This window comes from Gloeobacter violaceus PCC 7421 (genome assembly GCF_000011385.1).
GTDB lineage: Bacteria > Cyanobacteriota > Cyanobacteriia > Gloeobacterales > Gloeobacteraceae > Gloeobacter > Gloeobacter violaceus.
Genome location: NC_005125.1, coordinates 3,175,706 through 3,195,026 on the forward strand (window position 1 = coordinate 3,175,706; position 19,321 = coordinate 3,195,026).

The following is a 19,321-nucleotide window of genomic DNA, read 5'->3' on the forward strand; positions in this document are numbered from 1 at the left end:
TTTGTTTCAACTATTAATTATTTAGTTGACAGGGTCCGGTGGGCTCCGGTAGGCTGACGGCAGGAATCAATGAATTCATTAGTAGTGGGAGGCACCCTTGTGGCCAGGAAGCGATCGCCGACTTTGACCGAATCAGAGTTGCGCCTGATGGAGATTCTCTGGCAGCGGGGCTCAGCCACCGTGGCGGAGGTGGTCGAGGCGTTGCCCAAGCGGTTGTCGCTCGCCTACAGCACGGTGTTGACCACCCTGCGCATCCTCGAGCAAAAAGGTTACGTCCGCCACACCGAGGAGGGCCGGGCCTTTGTGTACTGTCCGCTCGTCGACCGCAACCAGGCGCGCCGCAGCGCGGTGGAATTTGTGCTGAGCCGGTTTTTTAACAATTCGCCGGAGTTGTTGATGCTCAACATTCTCGAACACGAGGACATCGACGCCGCCGAACTGGAGCGCTTGCGCACGATGATCCAGCAAAACGATCCGGGAGAGGACCATGAACAGCGTTGATGCGCTATTGCCGCTGGCGCGCGAGGTGGTGGAAGGGTGGCTCAACGGCCTGTGGCAGGGGGCATTGCTTGCGGCGATGGTTTGGTGTCTGTTGCGCGCCCTGAGGCGCAGCACCAACGCCACCACGCGCTATGTGATCTGGTGGGTGACGCTGGTGGCGGTGCTGTGGCTGCCGTGGTCGCAGCCGACCGGTACTTCCCCGTCGGTGCCGGAAGTGCCCGTGGAGGTCGAAGTGTTTTCGAACGCGCCGGTTTACGACCTGCCTGAGGTGATCGTGCGGGCCCCGCGCCCTGCGGCTTACCGGCAGACGGCGGCAGTCCTCCCGGCGGCGGCGCCCGTTGGGATCAGCTGGCCGGAGTGGTCGCTGCCCGGCGGCCTTTGGCCGTTGGTGCTCTGTGCGGTATGGCTTTTGGTGGCGGCGGTGCGCGTGGCGCGGGTGGCCGCAAGTTACGGGTATCTGCAGAAACTGAAGGCCACCAGCCGTCCCTTCGATGCGGCCTACCAGGCCCGGCTTGCCGAATGGCGGCGCGCCTGCCTGACCGATCGCCGGGTCCGCCTGGCGAGCCACCCGGATTTGCGCTTGCCGGTGGCCGTGGGACTGCTCGACCCAGTGATTTTGATCCCGACGGCCCTGGGCCATCAGCTTACCGAGGCCGAATTCGACCAGGTGGGTCTGCACGAACTGGCGCACCTGCGCCGCTGGGACGACTGGACCAACCTGGTCCAGAAGACCCTCGAAGCGATTTTCTTTTTTCACCCGGCCGTGTGGTGGATTGGCCGCGCGCTGGATACCGAGCGCGAAATTGCCTGCGACGACTGGGTGGTTTCGGTGACCGGCCGGCCGCGCCCCTACGCGCGCTGCCTCACCCGGCTGCTTGAACTGGTGGCGGCCCCGCCGCGTCCGGCCACCGGCACCCTCGCCATCGCCGGTCAGATTCGCGAGCGGGTGGCGTTGCTCCTCGACGAGCGCCGCCCTTCCAATCCGCGTCTATCGGGTGCGTCCCTTGCGGCGACCGTCACGATCCTTGTGGCCGCCACCGCCCTCGGCTCCCAGCCGGTGATCGCCCTGGCCGGGGAGCCCGACGCCCAGGCTGAAACCCCGAGTGCGCCCAAGCTTCAGCCCCAGGCGGCCCCCGCCCCGGTGCGGCGGGCAGCAGCACCGAAGCCACCGATTCCGGCCGTGGCACCGGTACCGGCGACCCGGCCCCAGGCCGCACCCGCCGCCGCCCCGCCGCCCAAAGCCCCGGCTCCTGTGCGCCGCAGTGTGCTGGCCCAGGCGCCGAAACTTCCCGACGTGCCGCCGGATTTGCCGGTGCTCACCGTCGATGACGGTACCGGCAAGCAGGTGATCTTCGACGGCCGGCAGCTGCGCGACGATCTCAAAAACCTCCAACCGCTCATCGACCGGAGCGTCGATGCCGCGATGCAGCAAAAAGATCTCGCCCTTCAGGCCAAAGACGAAGCGCTGCGGGCGATCAAAGCCGCCCTGCCGACGGCGGACAGCGGGAGTACCCGCAGCGGCGGCAGCTTGCGGCCCGCGCGCAAACCGGCCCTCTCCGACAGCGAGCGGCTCTCGGTGCTGGGCGATATCGCCAGAAGCGACGCCAACCCCGAGGTGCGCCAGGAGGCGATCCGCGCCATCGGCCGCATCCGCGGCGAGGCGAGCGTGCAGACGCTGGTGGGCCTTTACGACGGCAGCCGCGACGAGGCGACCCGGCGGGCCATCCTGCGTTCTCTTTCGCGAAGCGACAGCCCCCAGGCGGCCCAAAAAATGGTGAGCATCGCCAAAAGCGACCCCGACGCCAAGATGCGCCAGGAGGCGATCCGCGCCCTGGGCACGAACGACAGCCGCTTCGGCGATATCGACATCGATGTGCGCGTACCGGACGTGTCGGTCACAGCCCCCACCCCTGCGGAACCGCCCGAACCCGCCGTTCCGTAGAATCCGTGACCAGCCATGCGCGGCGGGCCGTCCCATTTGGTGGGGCGGCCCACTTTTTGAGCAGAAAGTGAACAGTTTCTGGGCTGGCAGTGAGGGATGCCCCCGGGGGAGGATGCTCCCAGAAGGCGTACGACCTAGAGTCCTTCTGGACGATCCACAGCTTGGTTTCCTACTGTCTGCTTGCTCATGGAGGAGCACAATGAAGTTTCATCCGACCCACTGCGCGCTCGCGCTCGGACTGTTGGCCGGTCTGGGCGCCCCTGCGGCGTTCGCATCGAGCCACCGCGAAGCGCCTTTTATCACCCAGCACCCAAAGCTGGACGGCACCGATTGGTACATGTTCAACAGTTATGAGACAGGCCGTGAGGGCTACGTCACGCTGATTGCCAACTATCTGCCCCTGCAGGATGCCTACGGCGGGCCGAACTACTTCACCCTCGATCCGAAGGCCCGCTACGACATCAATATCGACAACGACGGCGACGCCAAAATCGACATTCGCTTTCGGTTCAATTTCCAAAACACCCTCAACGACATCGCCCTCGACATCGCCGGCAAGCAAATCTCCATTCCGTTTGTAAACATCGGCCCGACCACCGTCGGCAACACCGCCAACCTCAACGTCGTCGAGACCTACACCGTCGAACATTGGCGCAACGGCAAAGTGCAGCAGGTCACCGACGCCAAAACCAGGGGTGCGCGCTTCACCAAGCCCGCCGACAACATCGGCAACAAGTCTTTCCCCGACTACGCCGCCTACGCCAACAGCTACATCTACGACATCAAAATTCCCGGCTGCTCCACCAACGGCCGCATGTTCGTCGGCCAGCGCAAAGATCCGTTTGTAGTCAACCTGGGTGAAGTTTTCGATTTGGTCAACGTCACCAACCCCCTCGGCCCGGTGAACGCCGAGGCGGACGACCTGGCCGACAAGAACATCACCTCGCTGATTCTGGAAGTCCCCACCAGTTGCCTCACGGCGGGCGGTGATCCGGTGATTGGCGGCTGGACCAGTTCGAGCGCCCCGGCCAACCGCACCCTTCTACCCAACGGCAGCTATCTCAATCCGGCCACTGAAACCGGTCCCTTCGTCCAACAATCGCGCCTGGCCAACCCCCTGGTCAACGAGTTGGTGATTGGCCTCAAGGACAAGAACAGCTTCAACAGCAGTCTTCCCCAGAGCGACGTCCAGTTCGCAGACTACGTGACCAACCCGACCCTTCCCGCCGTTCTGGAATTGCTCTTCGGCACCGCCGCCCCCACCGTGTTCCCCCGCAACGACCTCGTATCGGTGTTCCTCACCGGCGTGGACGGTCTCAATAAGCCCAAGAGCGTCACGCCCGCCGAATTGATGCGCCTCAACACCAGCATCCCGCCCACCCCGGCGGACAAGCAAAACACCCTGGGGGTGGTCGGCGGTGACCTGGCGGGTTATCCCAACGGCCGCCGTCCCGGCGACGACGCCGTGGACATCTCGCTGCGGGCGGTGATGGGTGTGCTGCTGCCGCCGGATCAGGCCCCTTCCGGAACGCTTCCCTTTACTGACGGCGCTTTCCACGACGCGAGCTTCTACGACACGAAGTTCCCGTACCTGCGCACCCCCATCGCCGGCTCCCCGAACAACACCCCGTGAGACTGGCGGCGGCGCATTACGGATCTACAACTGCGCCGCCGCTTTTTCTTTTACTGGCCATCGTCATGAAACTTTTACCCTGGCTCAGCGCAGTGGGCCTGCTGTTAGGTTGGTCGGCCGCCGCCGAGGCGACTCCATTTACCCCCAAAAGCGACGGCGAGGTGCTTGAGCGCGTGCGCGTGCGTCCGGCCGACCCGCAAGCGCGCGCCTTGCGCGAACTGCGCACCCGCCTTGCCCGCCAGCCCCAGGATCTGGCTTTAGCCTTGCAGCTGGCCCGCCGCTACATCGAGCGCGGGCGCATCGAGGCCGACCCGCGCTACAACGGCTACGCCCAGGCGGCCCTCGCCCCCTGGTGGGAGCAACCCAAGCCCCCCGCGCCGGTGCTGGTAATGCGCGCCACCCTCCGCCAGGCCGATCACGACTTTGAAGGCGCTCTGGCCGACTTGAAACTTGCTCTCGCCGCCAACCCGCGCGATCCCCAGGCGTGGGTGACCCGGGCCTTGGTGCAGCAAGTCAGAGGCGAGTACGCTGAGGCACGCAAAAGCTGCGTGCCGGTGATGCAGTTTTCTTCACAACTGGCGGGGATCACCTGTTTGAGCGGTGTGGCAAGCCTGAACGGCCAGGCAGCCACCAGCTACGCGCTGTTGGAGCGGGTGATTACCGCACGCACCGACGCCTCGGCGGGCGAAAAGCTCTGGGCTCAGACATTGCTCGCGGAGATAGCCCACCGCCGGGGCGATCCCCAAAAAGCCGAAAAGCACTTTCGAACAGCGATGGCCGTTGGTCCCGACAGCTACCTGCTGGGGGCCTACGCCGACTTTTTGCTCGATGAAAAGCGTCCGCGCGAAGCCGTAGAACTGCTCAAGGGCCGTGCCCGGGCCGACGGACTGTTGCTTCGGCTTGCCATTGCCGAGCAGCGTTTGGGCCTGGCGCAATCGGCCGTCCACCGCACAGAACTGGCGGCGCGCTTTGCAGCGAGCCGCAGGCGCGGCGACGAGGCAGTTCACCGCCGCGAGGAAGCGCGCTTTACTTTGGAACTGCTGCAGCAGCCGCGCACGGCCCTCAAACTGGCTCTGGCCAACTGGCAGACCCAGCGCGAACCGGCAGACGCCCGCATTTTGCTCGCAGCGGCCCAAGCGAGCGGCGACGCCGCTGCCGCCCGCCCGGCCATCGACTGGCTCAAACAAAGCCGCCTGGAAGATCGCCGGGTGAACGCCCTGATGCAGGAACTGGGAGCAAAAGCATGATCAAATTCCCACGCTGGTGGCAGCTGTGTTTGTGGGTGTGCTTTTTCCTGGCGCAGCCCGCCTTTGCCCACAAGCCCAGCGACAGTTACCTGAATTTGAAACTGGGCGAGCAGCGCGTCGAGGGCCAGTGGGACATTGCCCTGCGCGATCTCGATTACGCCATCGGCCTCGACGGCAACGACGACGGTGCCATCACCTGGGGCGAGGTGCGCTCCCGCCAGGCCCAAATCGCCGATTACGCCCTCACCCGGCTGAAGCTGGCGGCCGACGGCAACTCCTGCCCCCCCAACTTGGGTGCCCTGCTCATCGACCGCCACAGCGACGGCGCCTACGCCGTGCTGCGCTTCGCAGCCGACTGCGGTCGTCCGCCGGTGGCCCTCGCAGTCGATTACAACCTCTTTTTTGACCTTGATCCCCAGCACCGCGGCTTGCTGCAGTTGCAAGCCGCGGATGGCGGTCCCGTGCGCACCGCCATTCTCGGCCCCAATAGCCGTTCGCAGCGGTTGGAGGTGCATTCCGCCCCGTGGGTGCAGTTTTTTGACTTCGTGCGCGAGGGCGTCTGGCACATCTGGATCGGCTTCGATCACATTTTGTTTTTGTTGACGCTGTTGCTGCCGGCGCTGTTTGTGCGTAAGGACGGCCACTGGAAGACGCTGGGGGAGTTTCGCGAAGTATTTCTCAACGTCGTCAAGGTGGTCACCGCCTTCACCGTTGCCCACTCGATCACCCTGGGTCTCGCCGCGCTGGGGGTGGTCGAGCTGCCCTCGCGCTGGGTCGAATCGGCGATTGCCGCCTCGGTGATTCTGGCGGCTCTCAACAATCTTTTTCCGGTAGTCGAGAACCGCCGTTGGGCGATTGCTTTTGGCTTCGGCCTCATCCACGGCTTCGGCTTTGCAAGCGTCATGGCCGATCTGGGCCTGGCCAAAGAAAACCTGGTCCTGTCGCTATTGGGTTTCAATCTGGGCGTGGAAATGGGTCAGCTCGCCATCGTGGCTGTGTTTTTGCCCATCGCCTTCTGGCTGCGCAACTCCTGGTTCTACCGGCGCGTCGTCTTTACCGGCGGCTCGGTGGCCGTCGCCGGGATCGCTGCCATCTGGCTCGCCGAGCGTTTGTTCGACTGGCAATTGCTCGCTTCATAGCACGGAGCCCAACTGAATCAACAGGGTTCGCGTCGTCCAAACAGCCACCCCGCAGCCAAAAAAGTCCCTATCTTCTGTCCAGATATCTGCTTCCAGCAGCAACGCTGTCGCCACTGTGGGCCAATCGTCGGGATCATCCGGCACGCGCCTGCGCGCTTCATTTTCAAGTAGCACATATTGCGCTTCTTCGATAACCACCGCTTTGGAAGTAATTAGTTCGACAGCGCCATTGGCCAGACTTTGCGCCCGCTCGCTACTGAGCTTTCCCTGGCGAACAATGGCCTCCACGCGGCCTGGAAGTTCGTGCAACGCTTCGTCCCAAGCCCTGGCAGCCACGAACAACTCCAGGCTCGGTGCAATAAAGATGTTGCGGCTTTTTGTTCCAAGAGCCCTACCCACCAGCACGTTGGCATCGACAACAACTCTCACCCTAAACGGAGCCTTTCGACAGATCAAATAGACCAGCGATTTCGTCCTCGCTCATCCCCGTCTCCTTGACTGCCTGGCGCATCACCGCAGCCAGGCGCTCCGCAGCTTGCTCCACCTTGTCGTTGTCCGGCGCACGCAAAGGAATAAAAACCCCTACGAGCCTGCCATGGTTTTGAACACCCAGTACTTCCCCGCAGGCGAGGTAATGGCTTACCCTGTCCCTAAACTCCCGGACACCTATCAGTTTCATGGTTCGCACCGTATGTGACCCTATGTAGCCACATCCTAGCCCGGTGCCCTCACTCGCCGTCGCCGCCGTCTGGTCCGCCGAGCGCCTGTTCGATCTGTAGATTCTGAGCTGATGGGACTTCAGCGCACCAGGGCGAGGGTATGGGGACCTCGCGGGACCGCGATGGTGAATCCGGTGCGCTCGAGTTTTACCTGCGGCTGCTGGATAACCCTCCAAAATTCGACAATCCCCTGACGGGGGCTAGAGCATCGGTCCAGAACCTAAGCCGCCTGTGAACGCCCAGCGGCTTCCTGTCGGGCTAGCACATGCAGATTGTGCACCACCGCCACCCGACGCAAATCGAATAGATTCTTGCGCACGCCCAGGTAACGGGCTCGGCGTCCCTGCCACTGACCGATGTGCGCCAAACTGTGCTCGACACTCACGCGCTCACGCAACTTCGCTCGACCCTCCTTTGTCTGCTGGCGTTCGCGCAACTCGACCAGCAGAAGTTCGTCCGGATGGATCGAGACACTGCGACCTTTGGGGCTGGTCGTGCAGCGTTCCTGTAGGGGACAGCGCCGACAGCGCGCGGCCGGAAACCGCACTTTCCCACCCACCTCAAAAGGCTGGGTGACGCCCTGTGGACAACGAATCCGCATCGCCTCCCAGTCGAGCACGAAGGCCGTCTTCTGGAAGTACGGCCCATTTCTAACCGGCCAGGCTTTGCAGTAAATACGCAAGTCTTCTGGACGAAGTCTGACCCACTCGCTGCTCAGATACGCCCGGTCGATGTGCAGTTCAATCAACTTCACCCGCTGAGGCTCCAGGTCCGCCTCGATGTCCCTTGTCACCGCCGCTTCCGGTCGGTTGGCCGCAGTAATGCCCACTGCGCGCACCAGGCCGCTGTCGATGTCTTTGAGCACGTGGCGCTTGTAGCCATCGATGCGCACCGCCCGGCTTTTGCGGCCGTGGCGCATCGCGGGGTCTTCGATGCTGATGCGCCGCTCGCGGCTGACTCCACGCCGAAGGACAAACTGTCCGCGCGAGTTGAGTTGTACGTCCTGCTGGTGGACTTGCTCGGCCGCTTGCAGACACCGTGCGACCCCAGCCTGAGGGGGTTGAGTTTGCCCGTCCAAGTAACTTTCCAGCGATTCGAGCGCCCCGAGCAGCCTTCCCAGAGCTTCGGCACATTCGTCCGGTTGACTCCAATCGATGTCCAGGGCAGCCTTCAAACTGCTGCCCGCGACGAGTGTGGTGCCTGTCTGCTCAGCCCATTGCGCCAGTCCCACCCCCGTCTGGCACACCATGATCCTCAATGCCTTGCGCATTGCATGGCCCAACAAATTAAAAGAATCCTCGACTCTCCCGGCTCCCCACAAAGGGCTCGAATCGAGGGCCGCCCGCAACGCCCGTGAGCCGAACCCGCCGTCGCTGGTGGCCAACTCGATGGTCCGCTCAATCAGGCGACGGTCGAGGCCGTGGGCGATGAGCGCTTGGCGGAAGCGTATCAGGGTGGCTTTGCCGAAGGGGGCTTCCTCGCAATCGAGGCAGTCGAGCACCATCTGCCACCGGCGGTCCATGGTGAGCACTTCAATGGTCTCGTCGTCGGAGATACCGGTGTAGGCCTGCAAGACAGTGGCCAGGGCCAGTTGAGCCGGTGGGATGGGCGGCTGACCGCAAGGGCTGTCTTTGTAGATGCCGGCCAGTTCGCTCTGGAAGGCGGCGTCGAAGAGTTGATGGCGGATGCGGCGCAGGAAAACGAACAGCTTGGCGCGACGGATACGCTTGAGGATAGCCTGCTCAGCGGGTGAGGGTTCCACTGGCGGCTGCCAGACAGAAGGCTGCATAGGCGAAGGAGGTAGAGGTCGTCTCCAGAAAAGAGGATGCGGCTTCTACCGTCAACTGCTGGTTCTGGACCGATGCTCTAGGCTCGCGGTAGTGATACACCGCCACTGCAAGCGCCCGGCCGGCCGCGTCGAAGACAGCATCCTCCGGCAGCACGCCTTCGAAGCCGTATTCGCCCACCACAGTCAACTGCCCGCTTTGCGGATTGCGCTTCACCAGAGAAAGGGAACTGCGGGCCTTGCCCGGCCAAACCGGCAGCCAGTCCGGCAGGTAGGTCCGGCGCATATTCACCGTCGCCACCAGCAACCCATCGGGGCTCACGGCGAATCCCTCGGGGCTCAGTCCGACTTCGATCCGGCAGACCACCCGATGTTTCGCCCCCAGGGCCGGTCCCGCGTCGAAGCGTACGGCGATCAACTCGCCCCGTGGGTTCAACAGATAACCCAGAGGCCGCTCTCCCCATTTCAGGTCCGTGAGCAGATAGTGGCGACCGTCGGGTGAAAAGCGCCCCACCCCAAGGCGAACGCCCGTCACCAACCGCTCGCCCTGGGGCCTGAGCGTTGCCGTTGCCGCCTTTTGGTCCGTCAGCACTTCGAAGAAGGCCATTTCCCGGTCGTTCAGATTGAGGGCCAGGAATCGACCGGAAGGATGCCAGCCAACCGAGGTAATCCGGGCAGATTGGCCGGACGCATCGGCGATCGCATAAGAAAATCGCCGACCCGGTCGGCCGGCCACAAGCTCCACCAGCAGCAATTCCCGGCCTGGCTCCTCCACCCCGATGGCGAGCAATCGGCCATCGGGGCTGATTGCGATCTGCCTCGGGTTGCGCCCGACCGGTACCGTTTCGAGCACCGTCGGTCCGCCCGGATGGGTGAGATCTACAACCGTCAGCAGTGAGCCAGTGGGCATACCCGTGTCGAGGTCGGCATATTCCTGCACCCCCTGCGGCGGTCTGCCCCGCACCTCCACCACGTAGGCCCGACTCCCGTCCGGCGCAGTGGCAAGAATCTGCGGCCAGGACATCACCGAGTTGGAGACCGCCACCGAGGCAACCTTCGAAGCGGCGGCCGGCAACGGCAAATCGATCACCGTCAGCGCGTCTTCGATGCCGGATAGACGGTTGAGCTTGCCGTCGGAGTAAGCCGTGCCCACCATGTCGCCGTCCGAGGCGATCAGCAGTGCGCGCCCGGCAAAGGGGAGCGGCCGACGATCGCTCGCGCGCTCGGCTACCGGCAGCGGATCGGCCACCGACACCAAACCGACGATCGCGATTGCCGCCACGATCCCTACCACCCAGAGCCAACGCCCCCTGGTGAAATCTTTCACCGCCACCCCCACCGCGACGCTTTAGCCTCAAGCTAAGCCGACGGCCTTGCGGCTGTCCAAGGCGGATTTGGTGCTATCTTCATAACCTGCGGTTATGAATCGAAATGGAATTTCACCACCTGCGCTACTTTGTGGCCGTGGCTGAGGAGTTGCACTTCGGCCGGGCAGCACAGCGGTTGCACATCACCCAGCCGGCCCTGAGCAAGCAGATCCGCAGCCTCGAAGCAGAATTGGGCCTTCAGCTTTTTTCGAGAACCCAGCGCCGGGTCCAGCTCACCCGGGCTGGACTGGTCTTTCTTGAGCAAGCCCGACAGTTGCTCCATCAGGCCGACGCGGCACTGCAGCTTGCCAGGCGCACCGCGCGCGGGGAAACGGGCCAGCTGTCGCTCGGATTTACCGCCTCGGCGCTGCAGAGCGTTCTGCCCCGGATCGTGCGCGTCTTTCGCGAGCGTTATCCGGCGGTAGAGCTCAGCATGACGGAGCTATGTACCGAAGATCAGGTTGAGGCGTTGCTCGGGCATCGAGTCGATGTGGCCTTCCTCCACCCTCCCATGCGCTCGCCCGCCGTGCAGCTGCAACCCTTGGGCGAGGAAAATTTCGTCGCCGTCTTTGCCGAGGATCATCCGCTGCTTGCCTGTGGCCGGATTTCCCTGCGGGCTCTGGCGGATGAAGCGTTCATCATTCATCCCCGCCAGGAAGGACCGGTGCTCTACGACCAGTTCTTCGAGCTGTGCGCGCGGATGGGTTTTCGCCCCAAAGTGGTCCGGGAGGTGACGACGCACCAGAACAGGATCGGCCTGGTGGCGGCGGGCATGGGCATCACTTTCCTGCCGGAGAGCCTGCAAGGGCAGGCCGGGGCCGGGGTGGCTTGCCGGCCGCTGGCGGATGCGGCTGCGAGGCTGGTCCTGGCCGCCGCCTGGCACCAGGACAACACTTCGCCCATCCTGGGTCATTTTCTGACGGTCGCCAAAGCAGTTGCAGACCTGTAGCCTTCCTTAGTGTGGGGCCACCCATTTCAATCCGACGATGCCCGCGACGATGAGGCCGATGCAGGCAAGGCGCAGGGCGCTTGCCGATTCGCCGAACAACCATATCCCCAAGAGGGCTGTACCGACGGTGCCGACACCGGTCCAGACGGCGTAAGCGGTCCCGATGGGCAGGCTTTTAAGCGCGTAGCCCAGCAGTCCGAGGCTCAGGACCATCGAAAGGCCCGTCAGCACCGAGGGCAAAAAACGAGTAAAACCTTCCGAGTATTTCAGACCGACGGCCCAACCGATTTCGAGCAATCCGGCAGAGATCAGGGCGACCCAAGACATGGCGCACCTCCTGTGGGTGCGGGGTCGTCCCCGCGAAACTTTGCGAAGGGTGGGGTCGTCCCCACCGTTTTGATTGTGGCAAATCGGGCGGGCCATCGGCTCTATCCGCGGCAGGAGCTGCATCCGGGGCCGCGGGCCGGGGCCGGTGTGTAACGATGGTGATCAGACACACCCGAGCGCGCCATGCTGGAGTACGACATTGTGATCGTCGGCGGGGGACTGGCCGGTTCCCGCGCCGCCGTCGAGATTGCCCGCACCGACAACCGCCTGAAAGTGGCCCTCGTCTCGAAGGTGCACCCGATTAGAAGCCATTCGGTGGCCGCTCAGGGGGGGATCGCCGCTGCCCTGCAAAACGTCGATCCGCAGGACAACTGGCTTACCCACGCCTTCGATACCGTTAAGGGGGCCGATTACCTGGCGGACCAGGACGCCGTGGCCGTGCTCACCCAGCAGGCGCCCCAGGTGATTATCGATCTCGAGCACATGGGGGTGCTCTTCTCGCGGCTACCGGACGGGCGCATCGCCCAGCGGCCCTTCGGCGGGCACACCCACCAGCGCACCTGCTACGCCGCCGACAAGACCGGACACGCCATCCTGCACGAACTGGTGAGCCGGTTGTTCCAGTACAAAGTGCCCATTTTCGAAGAGTGGTACGTCCTGGAGCTGATCGTGGAGGAAGGCGAGGCACGGGGGTTGGTGATGTTCCACATTCCCACCGGCCGCATCGAGGTGGTGCGCGCCAAGGCAATTTTGTTTGCCACCGGCGGCTATGGCCGCGTCTTCAACACCACTTCCAACGACTACGCCTCCACCGGCGACGGGCTGTGCCTTGCGGCCATGGCCGGTCTGCCGCTCCAGGACATGGAATTTGTACAGTTTCATCCGACTGGACTGTACCCGGTGGGGGTGCTCATCTCCGAGGCGGTGCGCGGCGAGGGTGCTCACCTGATCAACGACGCGGGTGAGCGCTTTATGGCGGGTTACGCCCCGAGCCGCATGGAACTGGCCCCCCGCGACATCACCAGCCGCGCCATCGCCACCGAAATTCGCGAAGGCCGCGGCGTCGGCGGCGGACGTTACGTCCACCTCGATCTCAGGCACATGGGCAAAGAAAAGATCCTGGAGCGGGTGCCCTTCGCCCACGACGAAGCCCTGCGCCACCTGGGCATCGACGTGGTCTACGAACCGATGCCCGTGCGCCCGACCGTGCACTACTCGATGGGGGGGATTCCCACCACCGTCGATTGCCAGGCGCTGGCCGCCCACGGCCAGGTGATGGAAGGCTTCTTTGCCGCCGGGGAGTGCTCGTGCGTCTCGGTGCACGGCGCCAACCGCCTGGGGAGCAACTCGCTGCTGGAGTGCGTGGTTTACGGGGCGCGGGCGGGGGCGTCCCTGGCCCGCTACGTGCAGGATCGCCGCTTGCCCCATGTGGACGAAGCGCGCCACCGCCGGGTGGCGGAGCAAGGCATCCAGAATCTGCTCGACCAGCCGGGCAGTTTGCGTATCGACGCGCTGCGCCGCGAGTTCCAGGACACCCTCACCGACCACTGCTCGATCTTTCGCGACGAGCAGATTCTCAAGACCGGTCTGGAGAAAATTCAACAGCTCAAAGCCCGCTACGGCGACATTCGCCTGGACGACAAAGGCAAACTTTACAACACCGAGATCACCGAGGCTTTTGAGTTGCGCAGCCTGATCACCGTGGGCGAGATCATCGTGGCAAGCGCCCTGGAGCGGCGCGAATCGCGCGGCGCCCACTCCCGCAGCGACTACCCCGAGCGCAACGACGGCGAGTATCTCAAGCACACCCTCGCCTACCGCGAAGGGGACGCCCTGCGCATCGACTACCGGCCGGTGGATCTGAGCTTGCAGGCGGTCGATCCTGAGCGCTTCACCCCCCAGGCGCGCAAATACTAGAGCAGGTGTCAGGTGTCAGGGTAAAAACCGCTGCCTGTCCAGGTTTCCAGTCCTACTTCTCGGTGCAGCGCACACGCAGAACTAGGGGTCGTGGCACGGCAGGTGCAGTTTGGGAACAACACATCACCCTTCCATTGGCGCGCCTTTCCTCGCAAATCCTTGCACAGAAAGCTTTCCAGCCTCTGCTTGTGAAATTACGGGTTGAGCAGACCTGAGCGGGCTGCGTTCCTATTTTCAGGTGAGAACCCCCAGTCTCACCCGGCAGTCCGGGGTGGGAACAGTTGGCAGACCGGGACTTCGCTGCCCAAGATCACCAATTCCACCCCCTCCTCCAGCACCTCTACCCGGGAGTAGCGCTCGGCAGTCGGGGCGGTAAAGCGATGCACCCTCCGGTTCCTCACGTCCACTACCCAGTATTCGCCAATGCCGGCCGAGGCGTAGGCCCGGCTCTTGGTGAGCAGGTCGTACTCCAGCGACGAGTCCGACACCTCGATGAGCAGGCGCAGCTGCCCAGGGCCCGGATGGGCATCAGCATAGTCTCTGCCCTGCGGATCGGGCTCCACCAGGGCAATATCGGGCACCGGCTCTCCGTACTCACCCAGGCTCACCGGTTGGTCGACAAACAGCATCGCGGGGTCGACCCCGAGGCGCAACAACAACTGCATCAACCGCCGCACCGTGGCAGCGTGGAGGGGACCCTGGGGAGGCACAGTGAGGATGCGTCCTTCCAACAGTTCGACTTTTTCCTCCGGTCCGAACACACCGGCACCAGCCATGCGGTGGTACTCGGCCGTGCTGAAAAGCCTGGTAGCGACCCGCTCGACGGTGACCATCGCGCACTGCCTCTGGAGGGACAGACCCATTGTACCCATGGCCCGGTACAGGCTCGTTGCACCTACTGGGGGGCAAGGGTTCCTTGCAAGGCGACACCATCAGCGGTGAGGTCATCCATTTCCGGGGGGTGCCTACGAGACTTAAGGGTTCCCAGGTTCTTCTGGGCGGTGTCGAGTGGGTAACTTTCCCCGGGCCGTCCAGAGCGTTTCTCAAGGGGAAGAGGTGTCTTCCCTCTCAGAAATCCCCCATCCCCCGAAAATTGATGGCCTCATCGCACGGGAATGCCTGTCCCTGGTTGATGGGATTGGGCCGGTCGCGCACAGATGATGACAAAGCCTCAAAGCGCTTCTGGGTCGACGCCTTGCTCTCGCAAATACGCGGCCAGCCGTTCTGAGCGCTGCCGCTCGCGCTCGGCCTGCTGCTTCGCTTGAGCAGCTTCTTGCATAGCTTGCTCGGTCTCCTGCCTGGCTCGCTGCAGTTGCGTCTGCTCCTCGCGGATCACATCCTCGACAAGAGGCGGAGACAGGAGGATATCTACCGTCAGTTCCAGTTGGGGAAACTGCACAGACACCAATTGGTCGCCGCTTTGGAACTCCACCCGCTCGTAGCTGTTTTCACTTTGCGGATCGCTCAGCACCCACACCCGCTGCCGGACCGGATCGACAATCCAGTACTCGGGAATGTCTACCATGGCGTACTCCGCCCGCTTGCGGACGTAGTCGCGCCGCCAGTCTTCGCTCACCACCTCGACGACCAATAGTGGTGTTTCGCCGGTGTCAAGAATACCGTCTCCCGGGCGGGCGCAAAGCCGCTCCCACAGCTCGCGGCTACAGACCACCACATCGGGGATCCGCGAAGTATCTTCTTCGGTGCGCACCCCAACGGCACTTTTGGCCACCAGCGGCAGTTGTTGGGCGGCAAATTGTCGCTGGAGTCGGCTTGCAACAAATTCGCAGATGCTGGTGTGCAGTCCGGTCGGTGTCGTTATCGGCTCCAGATGTCCATGAAAGAGTTCGTAGCGAATACCCGGTTCTCCCTGGTAACGCACGTACTCTTCGAAAGTCATCGTTTTGCCTGAAGGCTCGGACGCGGCGGTCTGAATCATCGGCGGCTCCCACGCTGCGGGGCGCTGTGATCAATTGTCCACCTCGGGCCGCTGATATTCACTGTTTCAACTGGGCAACAGTTGTGATTCGCCGTCGGGGATGGTGAACGACTGCAGGGTAAAACTCGCCGAGACCGTCTCGGTGATCGTCTCGACCGCCCGGTAGCTCACCTGCATCGATTCGCGCGTCAACACCGCCTTGGTGTAGACGTGGTACTTGAGATCGACGTACTCGATATACGGATTGGACTGCTGCAACAGCGGAGCTGCCAATGGCGTCGGATCGATGAGGCCGCCCAACAGCTCGAAGACGCCCGCCGAACTGACCGAGCCGCCCACCACCTCCACCGCCACCGACGGGCTCGCCGGATCGGTGAAATCGGGCTTGAGGACGCCCGCGTAGCAGTTGTGGATATCGCCGGTCCAGACCACGACGTTGCGGATTTGCTTGTCGGCAATAAACGAAAGCAGCTCGGTGCGCTCGGCAGGATAGCCGTCCCAGGCATCCAGGTTGATGTAGAGCGTCAGCCCATTCGCCTCGGAGACGATATCGCCCTCCACGCGGCGCGGGCGGCCGAAAAAGCGCGGCGGCTTACCCGTGGGCCGACCGTCCGTACCGATGTCGAACGCCACGAAGCGCACCAGCATCATTTCGTTAAGAAGCACCTTCCAGCGCGCCTGTGAACCGAGCAAATTTTTCTTGAGCCAACTGCGCTGCTGATAGCCCAGCATCGTGCGCGCCGGATCTTCGAGTTCGGGGCAGCCGGGGCTCAAAAAGTCGCTGGCGCAGACCACACCGTCGCGAAACTGGCGCAAGTCGAGCACGAACAAATCCGCAAGAGCGCCAAACGAGAGCTTGCGGTAGAGCCGCACCACCGCCTTGTCGTCCACGACCGTAAGGGGAGTGACCGGCTCGACCGGTAGGTACTCTAGAAAGGCCGTGTAGCCCGCCAGTTGGCGCGCCTTTTGCTCCTCGCTCACCAGGTCGCGCCCGGCGTAATTGTTGAACACCTCGTGGTCGTCCCACAGGTGGATCCAGCAGAACAGACGGCGCACCTCGCGAAAGTCGGGATCGCTCAAGTAGAGCTTGTACTTGGCGCGGTACTCTTCGAGGGTCCTCGCCTCACCGCCGCCAATCGTGTCCTCGCGCACCTGGCCGTTCTGGAAGCCCGCATCACCCGTCTCGTAAATGTTGTCGCCCAGGTGAATGCAGTAGTCGGCGTCGTCATCCTGGCAAATGGCGGCATAGACCGTGTAGAAGCCCTGGGTGTAATCCTGGCAGGAGACGTAGGCAAAGGTCAGTTGTTCGATGCTGCTGTCGGGGTCGGGGGCAGTCTTGGTGCGGCCTGTGACGCTGGTGTAGCCAGTATCGGTGGTGAACCGGTAATAGTAGCGCGTAAAAGGCTCCAGGCCGCCGGTGCGCATCTTGACGGTGAAGTCGTGACCGGCGTCCGTGGTGACGCTGCCCTGGAGAACCACGGAGGCAAAATCCTCCGTCAGCGAGACTTCGAAATGGACCGTCAGCGGTCCGCCGTTCTGAAACGCTTCCGGCACCCGCGTCCAGAGCACCACCCCATCGGAGCGCGGATCGCCCGAGGCGACGCCGTAATCGTCGGCACCCTGGGCGGCGGCCCGGCGCCTCGGATTGACGGACAGCAACAGCGCCGGGGCGACCAAGGCGCCTTTGATTACCGTGCGACGATTGAACATCGGACGCGCTCCAGGCAGGCAGGACAGAGCAACGCTACTGCTGCAGTATTAAGGCCCCGTTAAGGCATGTGCCCATACCGGCTTAGGGCCACCGACAGTACTTGCTCAAACACCCCAAAAAGCTTGCAGCAGATGGACCGTGGGCGTTCAGGCAAGCACTGCGCGGCTCGTGCCAATCGAGAAATATACGCAGATATTCCCCAGGCATAAACGGCAGTCGCTCGGCCCACTCTATCGCGACTATTGTCCGGGCGTCCCACATTTCCTCCAGGCCGAGGGCAGGCACCTCCTCGGGAGAGAGCCGGTACAGATCGACATGGACGAGCGGCCGTGTTGCCTGCGGGTACTCTTCGATGAGAGCGAAGGTGGGGGAGGTGACCGGTTCCTCGATGCCGAGCGCCGCAGCCAATCCTTGAATGCAGGTCGTCTTGCCCGCACCGAGATCGCCGTCAAACAGCAGCACCACGCCCGGCTGCCAGCACTCGGCCAACCGCGCCCCCAGCGTTCGCGTCGCCTCGGCGTCGGGCAACAGGATTTTCATCGCCGAATGTGACAAGATTGATACAAAGGCCCGTTTCCGAAGCGGCAGTGCAAACGATTTTACTGGTGGATGGCTACAACGTGGTCGGGGCCTGGCCCAGGCTGGCACGGCTGCGCGACCGCCACAGTCTGGAAGCGGCCAGAAACGAGCTTGTCGAGCAACTGGCAGGCTACGCCAGTTTTCGCGGCTACCGCGCGGTGCTGGTCTTCGACGCCCAATTGGTCACCTCGCCGCTGGTACGCGCGAGCGAGACGCCCCACCTTGAAGTGTGCTTTACCGATTACGAACAGACCGCCGACAGTTTTATCGAGCAGTACAGCTACCAGTTGCTGCGCGAGAACCGGCGTCGCCGGGTGATGGTGGCCACCTCCGACCGGGCGCAGCAGGTGCTCGTACTTGCCCAGGGGGCCGACTGGCTATCCTCCGAGCAGCTGCTCAAAGAAGTTGAAGCCGCCCGCCGCCAGCTGCGCGAGGACCTGCGCAACCGCAAAGCCCGGCCAAGCAATAAACTCGCCGACCGACTCGATCCGACGGTGCGCGACAAACTTGCCCGTTGGCGCTTCGGCGAATAGGACGGCCGCCGTGTGGCTTGCAGTCAATATCGGCAACAGCCGCCAGCACTGGGGCTGGTTCACCGGAACAAAGCTGGTGCGGACGCTGGATTTTCCGCTCACTCACTGGGACGCGCAGGCTCCAGATGCGGCCGAGCAAATCGTAGTCGCCTCGGTAACGACCACCCATCTGGAGCGCTGGCGCACCTTGCCCCATGCCCGTATCTTGAACCTTGCGGATGTGCCCCTATCCGGTACGTATCCCACCCTCGGAATCGACCGGGCACTGAATTTGATCGCCGCCGCCGACGCTTACGGTTGCCCGGCCCTGGTGACTGACTTCGGAACCGCCATCACCCTGAGTGCGGTCGATGAGTTCGGCCGCTTTTGCGGCGGGGCCATCCTGCCGGGGCTGGGCACGCAGTTGCGCGCCCTGGAACATTTCACCGCCGCCTTACCGGCGGTGGACTTGCCCGAACCTTGGCCGCCGCTATTGGCCCGCACCACCCAAGCAGCAATTCAAAGCGGTGTGGTGCGGGTGACCCTCGCAGGTCTTGCGCAATTTCTCGAATCCTGGAAGCGGCAGTATCCGGGCGGCATAAGCGTAGCCACCGGCGGCGACAGCGAGCGCGTCCACCGGTGGCTACCGGACCTATTCGATGTGCAGGACACCCATCTCACCTTGTGGGGGATCTGCGTGGCCGCCCGGGGTGCCGATTAGATGGCGGCAAAGCCGCTAAGGCTTCTCCACTTCCTTCTTCACTTCGCTGGTCTTTTCCCTGGTTTCTTTGCCCATTTCGGAGCGCTGGGTCTTGGCACGCTTGTCGGATTCGACCTGGCGCTCGCGCATCTCGCCCATGCTGTTGCTGTCTTCTTTGGTTGTCGTTTTGGTCTGGGCTCCGGTTTTGCTCTCGGTCTTTTCCATCGAACCGGTCTGGGCCATCGCCTGCGGGGCGAAGCCGCCGATGAGAGCGACACCGGCAAGAAGAGCGACAAACTTGCGCATCTGGGGACTCCTTAAATGTCACTGCGGCAAACGGTACTCGGTCTAAT

General features: G+C 63.4%; 19 protein-coding genes. 9 read left to right on the forward strand and 10 right to left on the reverse strand.

The window, feature by feature from the left end; genetic code table 11:
• The first annotated feature begins 99 nt into the window (after positions 1–99).
• The 5 genes from GLL_RS15365 to GLL_RS15385 all read left to right on the forward strand — a co-directional run bounded on the left by GLL_RS15365 (position 100) and on the right by GLL_RS15385 (position 6,462).
• Positions 100–501 carry a BlaI/MecI/CopY family transcriptional regulator gene (locus tag GLL_RS15365; RefSeq protein ID WP_164929155.1) on the forward strand — a complete coding sequence of 134 codons (402 nt, stop codon included), beginning with the start codon at positions 100–102 and terminating at the stop codon, positions 499–501.
• Positions 488–2,443 (forward strand): M56 family metallopeptidase, encoded by a 1,956-nt coding sequence (locus tag GLL_RS15370; protein ID WP_011142972.1) that lies wholly within the window; start codon positions 488–490, stop codon positions 2,441–2,443. The genes GLL_RS15365 and GLL_RS15370 overlap by 14 nt, the downstream gene beginning before the upstream one ends.
• 199 nt (positions 2,444–2,642) lie before the next feature.
• Positions 2,643–4,076 carry a DUF4331 domain-containing protein gene (locus GLL_RS15375; RefSeq protein WP_164929156.1) on the forward strand — a complete coding sequence of 478 codons (1,434 nt, stop codon included), beginning with the start codon at positions 2,643–2,645 and terminating at the stop codon, positions 4,074–4,076.
• A 65-nt stretch (positions 4,077–4,141) separates the two neighbouring features.
• Entirely contained in the window at positions 4,142–5,323 is a 1,182-nt protein-coding gene (locus GLL_RS15380; RefSeq protein WP_164929157.1) for a tetratricopeptide repeat protein, read from the forward strand.
• A complete protein-coding gene (locus GLL_RS15385) occupies positions 5,320–6,462 on the forward strand; it encodes a HupE/UreJ family protein (RefSeq protein ID WP_011142975.1) in 1,143 nt (380 codons plus the stop codon). The genes GLL_RS15380 and GLL_RS15385 overlap by 4 nt, the downstream gene beginning before the upstream one ends.
• Here the strand turns inward: GLL_RS15385 and GLL_RS15390 are convergent.
• From GLL_RS15390 to GLL_RS15405, 4 genes are all read right to left on the reverse strand, one after another.
• Positions 6,457–6,891 carry a PIN domain-containing protein gene (locus GLL_RS15390; RefSeq protein ID WP_011142976.1) on the reverse strand — a complete coding sequence of 145 codons (435 nt, stop codon included), beginning with the start codon at positions 6,889–6,891 and terminating at the stop codon, positions 6,457–6,459. The genes GLL_RS15385 and GLL_RS15390 overlap by 6 nt on opposite strands.
• Before the next feature lies 1 nt (position 6,892).
• Complete coding sequence (locus GLL_RS15395) at positions 6,893–7,141, reverse strand: hypothetical protein (protein ID WP_164929158.1); 249 nt, start codon at positions 7,139–7,141, stop codon at positions 6,893–6,895.
• A 260-nt stretch (positions 7,142–7,401) separates the two neighbouring features.
• Positions 7,402–8,970, reverse strand: a complete 1,569-nt coding sequence (locus GLL_RS15400) for an IS1182-like element ISGvi6 family transposase (protein WP_011140155.1) — start codon at positions 8,968–8,970, stop codon at positions 7,402–7,404.
• A complete protein-coding gene (locus GLL_RS15405; RefSeq protein ID WP_164929159.1) occupies positions 8,924–10,294 on the reverse strand; it encodes a lactonase family protein in 1,371 nt (456 codons plus the stop codon). Before GLL_RS15405 ends, GLL_RS15400 begins: the two co-directional genes overlap by 47 nt.
• Before the next feature lie 104 nt (positions 10,295–10,398).
• Between GLL_RS15405 and GLL_RS15410 the strand changes: the two genes are divergently transcribed.
• Positions 10,399–11,283: a LysR family transcriptional regulator gene (locus GLL_RS15410; protein WP_011142979.1), complete on the forward strand. Its 885-nt coding sequence runs from the start codon at positions 10,399–10,401 to the stop codon at positions 11,281–11,283.
• Between the two features lie 6 nt (positions 11,284–11,289).
• Here the strand turns inward: GLL_RS15410 and sugE are convergent, their stop codons facing one another.
• The gene (gene sugE / locus GLL_RS15415) at positions 11,290–11,610 is read right to left on the reverse strand and encodes a quaternary ammonium compound efflux SMR transporter SugE (protein WP_011142980.1); all 321 of its coding nucleotides are present in this window, start codon (positions 11,608–11,610) and stop codon (positions 11,290–11,292) included.
• Positions 11,611–11,793: 183 nt separating this feature from the next.
• On the opposite strand from sugE, the gene GLL_RS15420 reads away from it, so the two are divergent.
• Entirely contained in the window at positions 11,794–13,527 is a 1,734-nt protein-coding gene (locus GLL_RS15420) for a succinate dehydrogenase/fumarate reductase flavoprotein subunit (RefSeq protein WP_011142981.1), read from the forward strand.
• 254 nt (positions 13,528–13,781) lie between these two features.
• Here GLL_RS15420 and GLL_RS15425 read toward each other — a convergent pair whose 3' ends face one another.
• The 4 genes from GLL_RS15425 to tsaE all read right to left on the reverse strand — a co-directional run bounded on the left by GLL_RS15425 (position 13,782) and on the right by tsaE (position 17,717).
• Positions 13,782–14,360 (reverse strand): Uma2 family endonuclease, encoded by a 579-nt coding sequence (locus tag GLL_RS15425; protein ID WP_164929160.1) that lies wholly within the window; start codon positions 14,358–14,360, stop codon positions 13,782–13,784.
• A gap of 338 nt (positions 14,361–14,698) precedes the next feature.
• Complete coding sequence (locus tag GLL_RS15430) at positions 14,699–15,466, reverse strand: Uma2 family endonuclease (protein ID WP_011142983.1); 768 nt, start codon at positions 15,464–15,466, stop codon at positions 14,699–14,701.
• Positions 15,467–15,532: 66 nt separating this feature from the next.
• A complete protein-coding gene (locus GLL_RS15435; protein ID WP_011142984.1) occupies positions 15,533–17,176 on the reverse strand; it encodes an alkaline phosphatase D family protein in 1,644 nt (547 codons plus the stop codon).
• An 82-nt stretch (positions 17,177–17,258) separates the two neighbouring features.
• Entirely contained in the window at positions 17,259–17,717 is a 459-nt protein-coding gene (gene tsaE / locus GLL_RS15440) for a tRNA (adenosine(37)-N6)-threonylcarbamoyltransferase complex ATPase subunit type 1 TsaE (protein WP_011142985.1), read from the reverse strand.
• A gap of 47 nt (positions 17,718–17,764) precedes the next feature.
• On the opposite strand from tsaE, the gene GLL_RS15445 reads away from it, so the two are divergent.
• Positions 17,765–18,289 (forward strand): NYN domain-containing protein, encoded by a 525-nt coding sequence (locus GLL_RS15445; protein WP_011142986.1) that lies wholly within the window; start codon positions 17,765–17,767, stop codon positions 18,287–18,289.
• A 10-nt stretch (positions 18,290–18,299) separates the two neighbouring features.
• Positions 18,300–18,989 carry a pantothenate kinase gene (locus GLL_RS15450; protein WP_011142987.1) on the forward strand — a complete coding sequence of 230 codons (690 nt, stop codon included), beginning with the start codon at positions 18,300–18,302 and terminating at the stop codon, positions 18,987–18,989.
• Positions 18,990–19,004: 15 nt separating this feature from the next.
• Here GLL_RS15450 and GLL_RS15455 read toward each other — a convergent pair whose 3' ends face one another.
• Complete coding sequence (locus tag GLL_RS15455; protein WP_011142988.1) at positions 19,005–19,274, reverse strand: hypothetical protein; 270 nt, start codon at positions 19,272–19,274, stop codon at positions 19,005–19,007.
• Between the last annotated feature and the right edge of the window lie 47 nt (positions 19,275–19,321).

What these genes read in the sequence shown, in the direction of transcription:
- GLL_RS15370 (WP_011142972.1), top strand. Translation starts at nt 488, where the DNA reads ATGAACAGCGTTGATGCGCTATTGCCGCTGGCGCGCGAGGTGGTGGAA.
- GLL_RS15375 (WP_164929156.1), top strand. Translation starts at nt 2,643, where the DNA reads ATGAAGTTTCATCCGACCCACTGCGCGCTCGCGCTCGGACTGTTGGCC.
- GLL_RS15380 (WP_164929157.1), top strand. Translation starts at nt 4,142, where the DNA reads ATGAAACTTTTACCCTGGCTCAGCGCAGTGGGCCTGCTGTTAGGTTGG.
- GLL_RS15385 (WP_011142975.1), top strand. Translation starts at nt 5,320, where the DNA reads ATGATCAAATTCCCACGCTGGTGGCAGCTGTGTTTGTGGGTGTGCTTT.
- GLL_RS15395 (WP_164929158.1), bottom strand. Translation starts at nt 7,141, where the DNA reads ATGAAACTGATAGGTGTCCGGGAGTTTAGGGACAGGGTAAGCCATTAC.
- GLL_RS15400 (WP_011140155.1), bottom strand. Translation starts at nt 8,970, where the DNA reads ATGCAGCCTTCTGTCTGGCAGCCGCCAGTGGAACCCTCACCCGCTGAG.
- GLL_RS15410 (WP_011142979.1), top strand. Translation starts at nt 10,399, where the DNA reads ATGGAATTTCACCACCTGCGCTACTTTGTGGCCGTGGCTGAGGAGTTG.
- sugE (WP_011142980.1), bottom strand. Translation starts at nt 11,610, where the DNA reads ATGTCTTGGGTCGCCCTGATCTCTGCCGGATTGCTCGAAATCGGTTGG.
- GLL_RS15420 (WP_011142981.1), top strand. Translation starts at nt 11,794, where the DNA reads ATGCTGGAGTACGACATTGTGATCGTCGGCGGGGGACTGGCCGGTTCC.
- GLL_RS15425 (WP_164929160.1), bottom strand. Translation starts at nt 14,360, where the DNA reads ATGGTCACCGTCGAGCGGGTCGCTACCAGGCTTTTCAGCACGGCCGAG.
- GLL_RS15430 (WP_011142983.1), bottom strand. Translation starts at nt 15,466, where the DNA reads ATGATTCAGACCGCCGCGTCCGAGCCTTCAGGCAAAACGATGACTTTC.
- GLL_RS15435 (WP_011142984.1), bottom strand. Translation starts at nt 17,176, where the DNA reads ATGTTCAATCGTCGCACGGTAATCAAAGGCGCCTTGGTCGCCCCGGCG.
- tsaE (WP_011142985.1), bottom strand. Translation starts at nt 17,717, where the DNA reads ATGAAAATCCTGTTGCCCGACGCCGAGGCGACGCGAACGCTGGGGGCG.
- GLL_RS15455 (WP_011142988.1), bottom strand. Translation starts at nt 19,274, where the DNA reads ATGCGCAAGTTTGTCGCTCTTCTTGCCGGTGTCGCTCTCATCGGCGGC.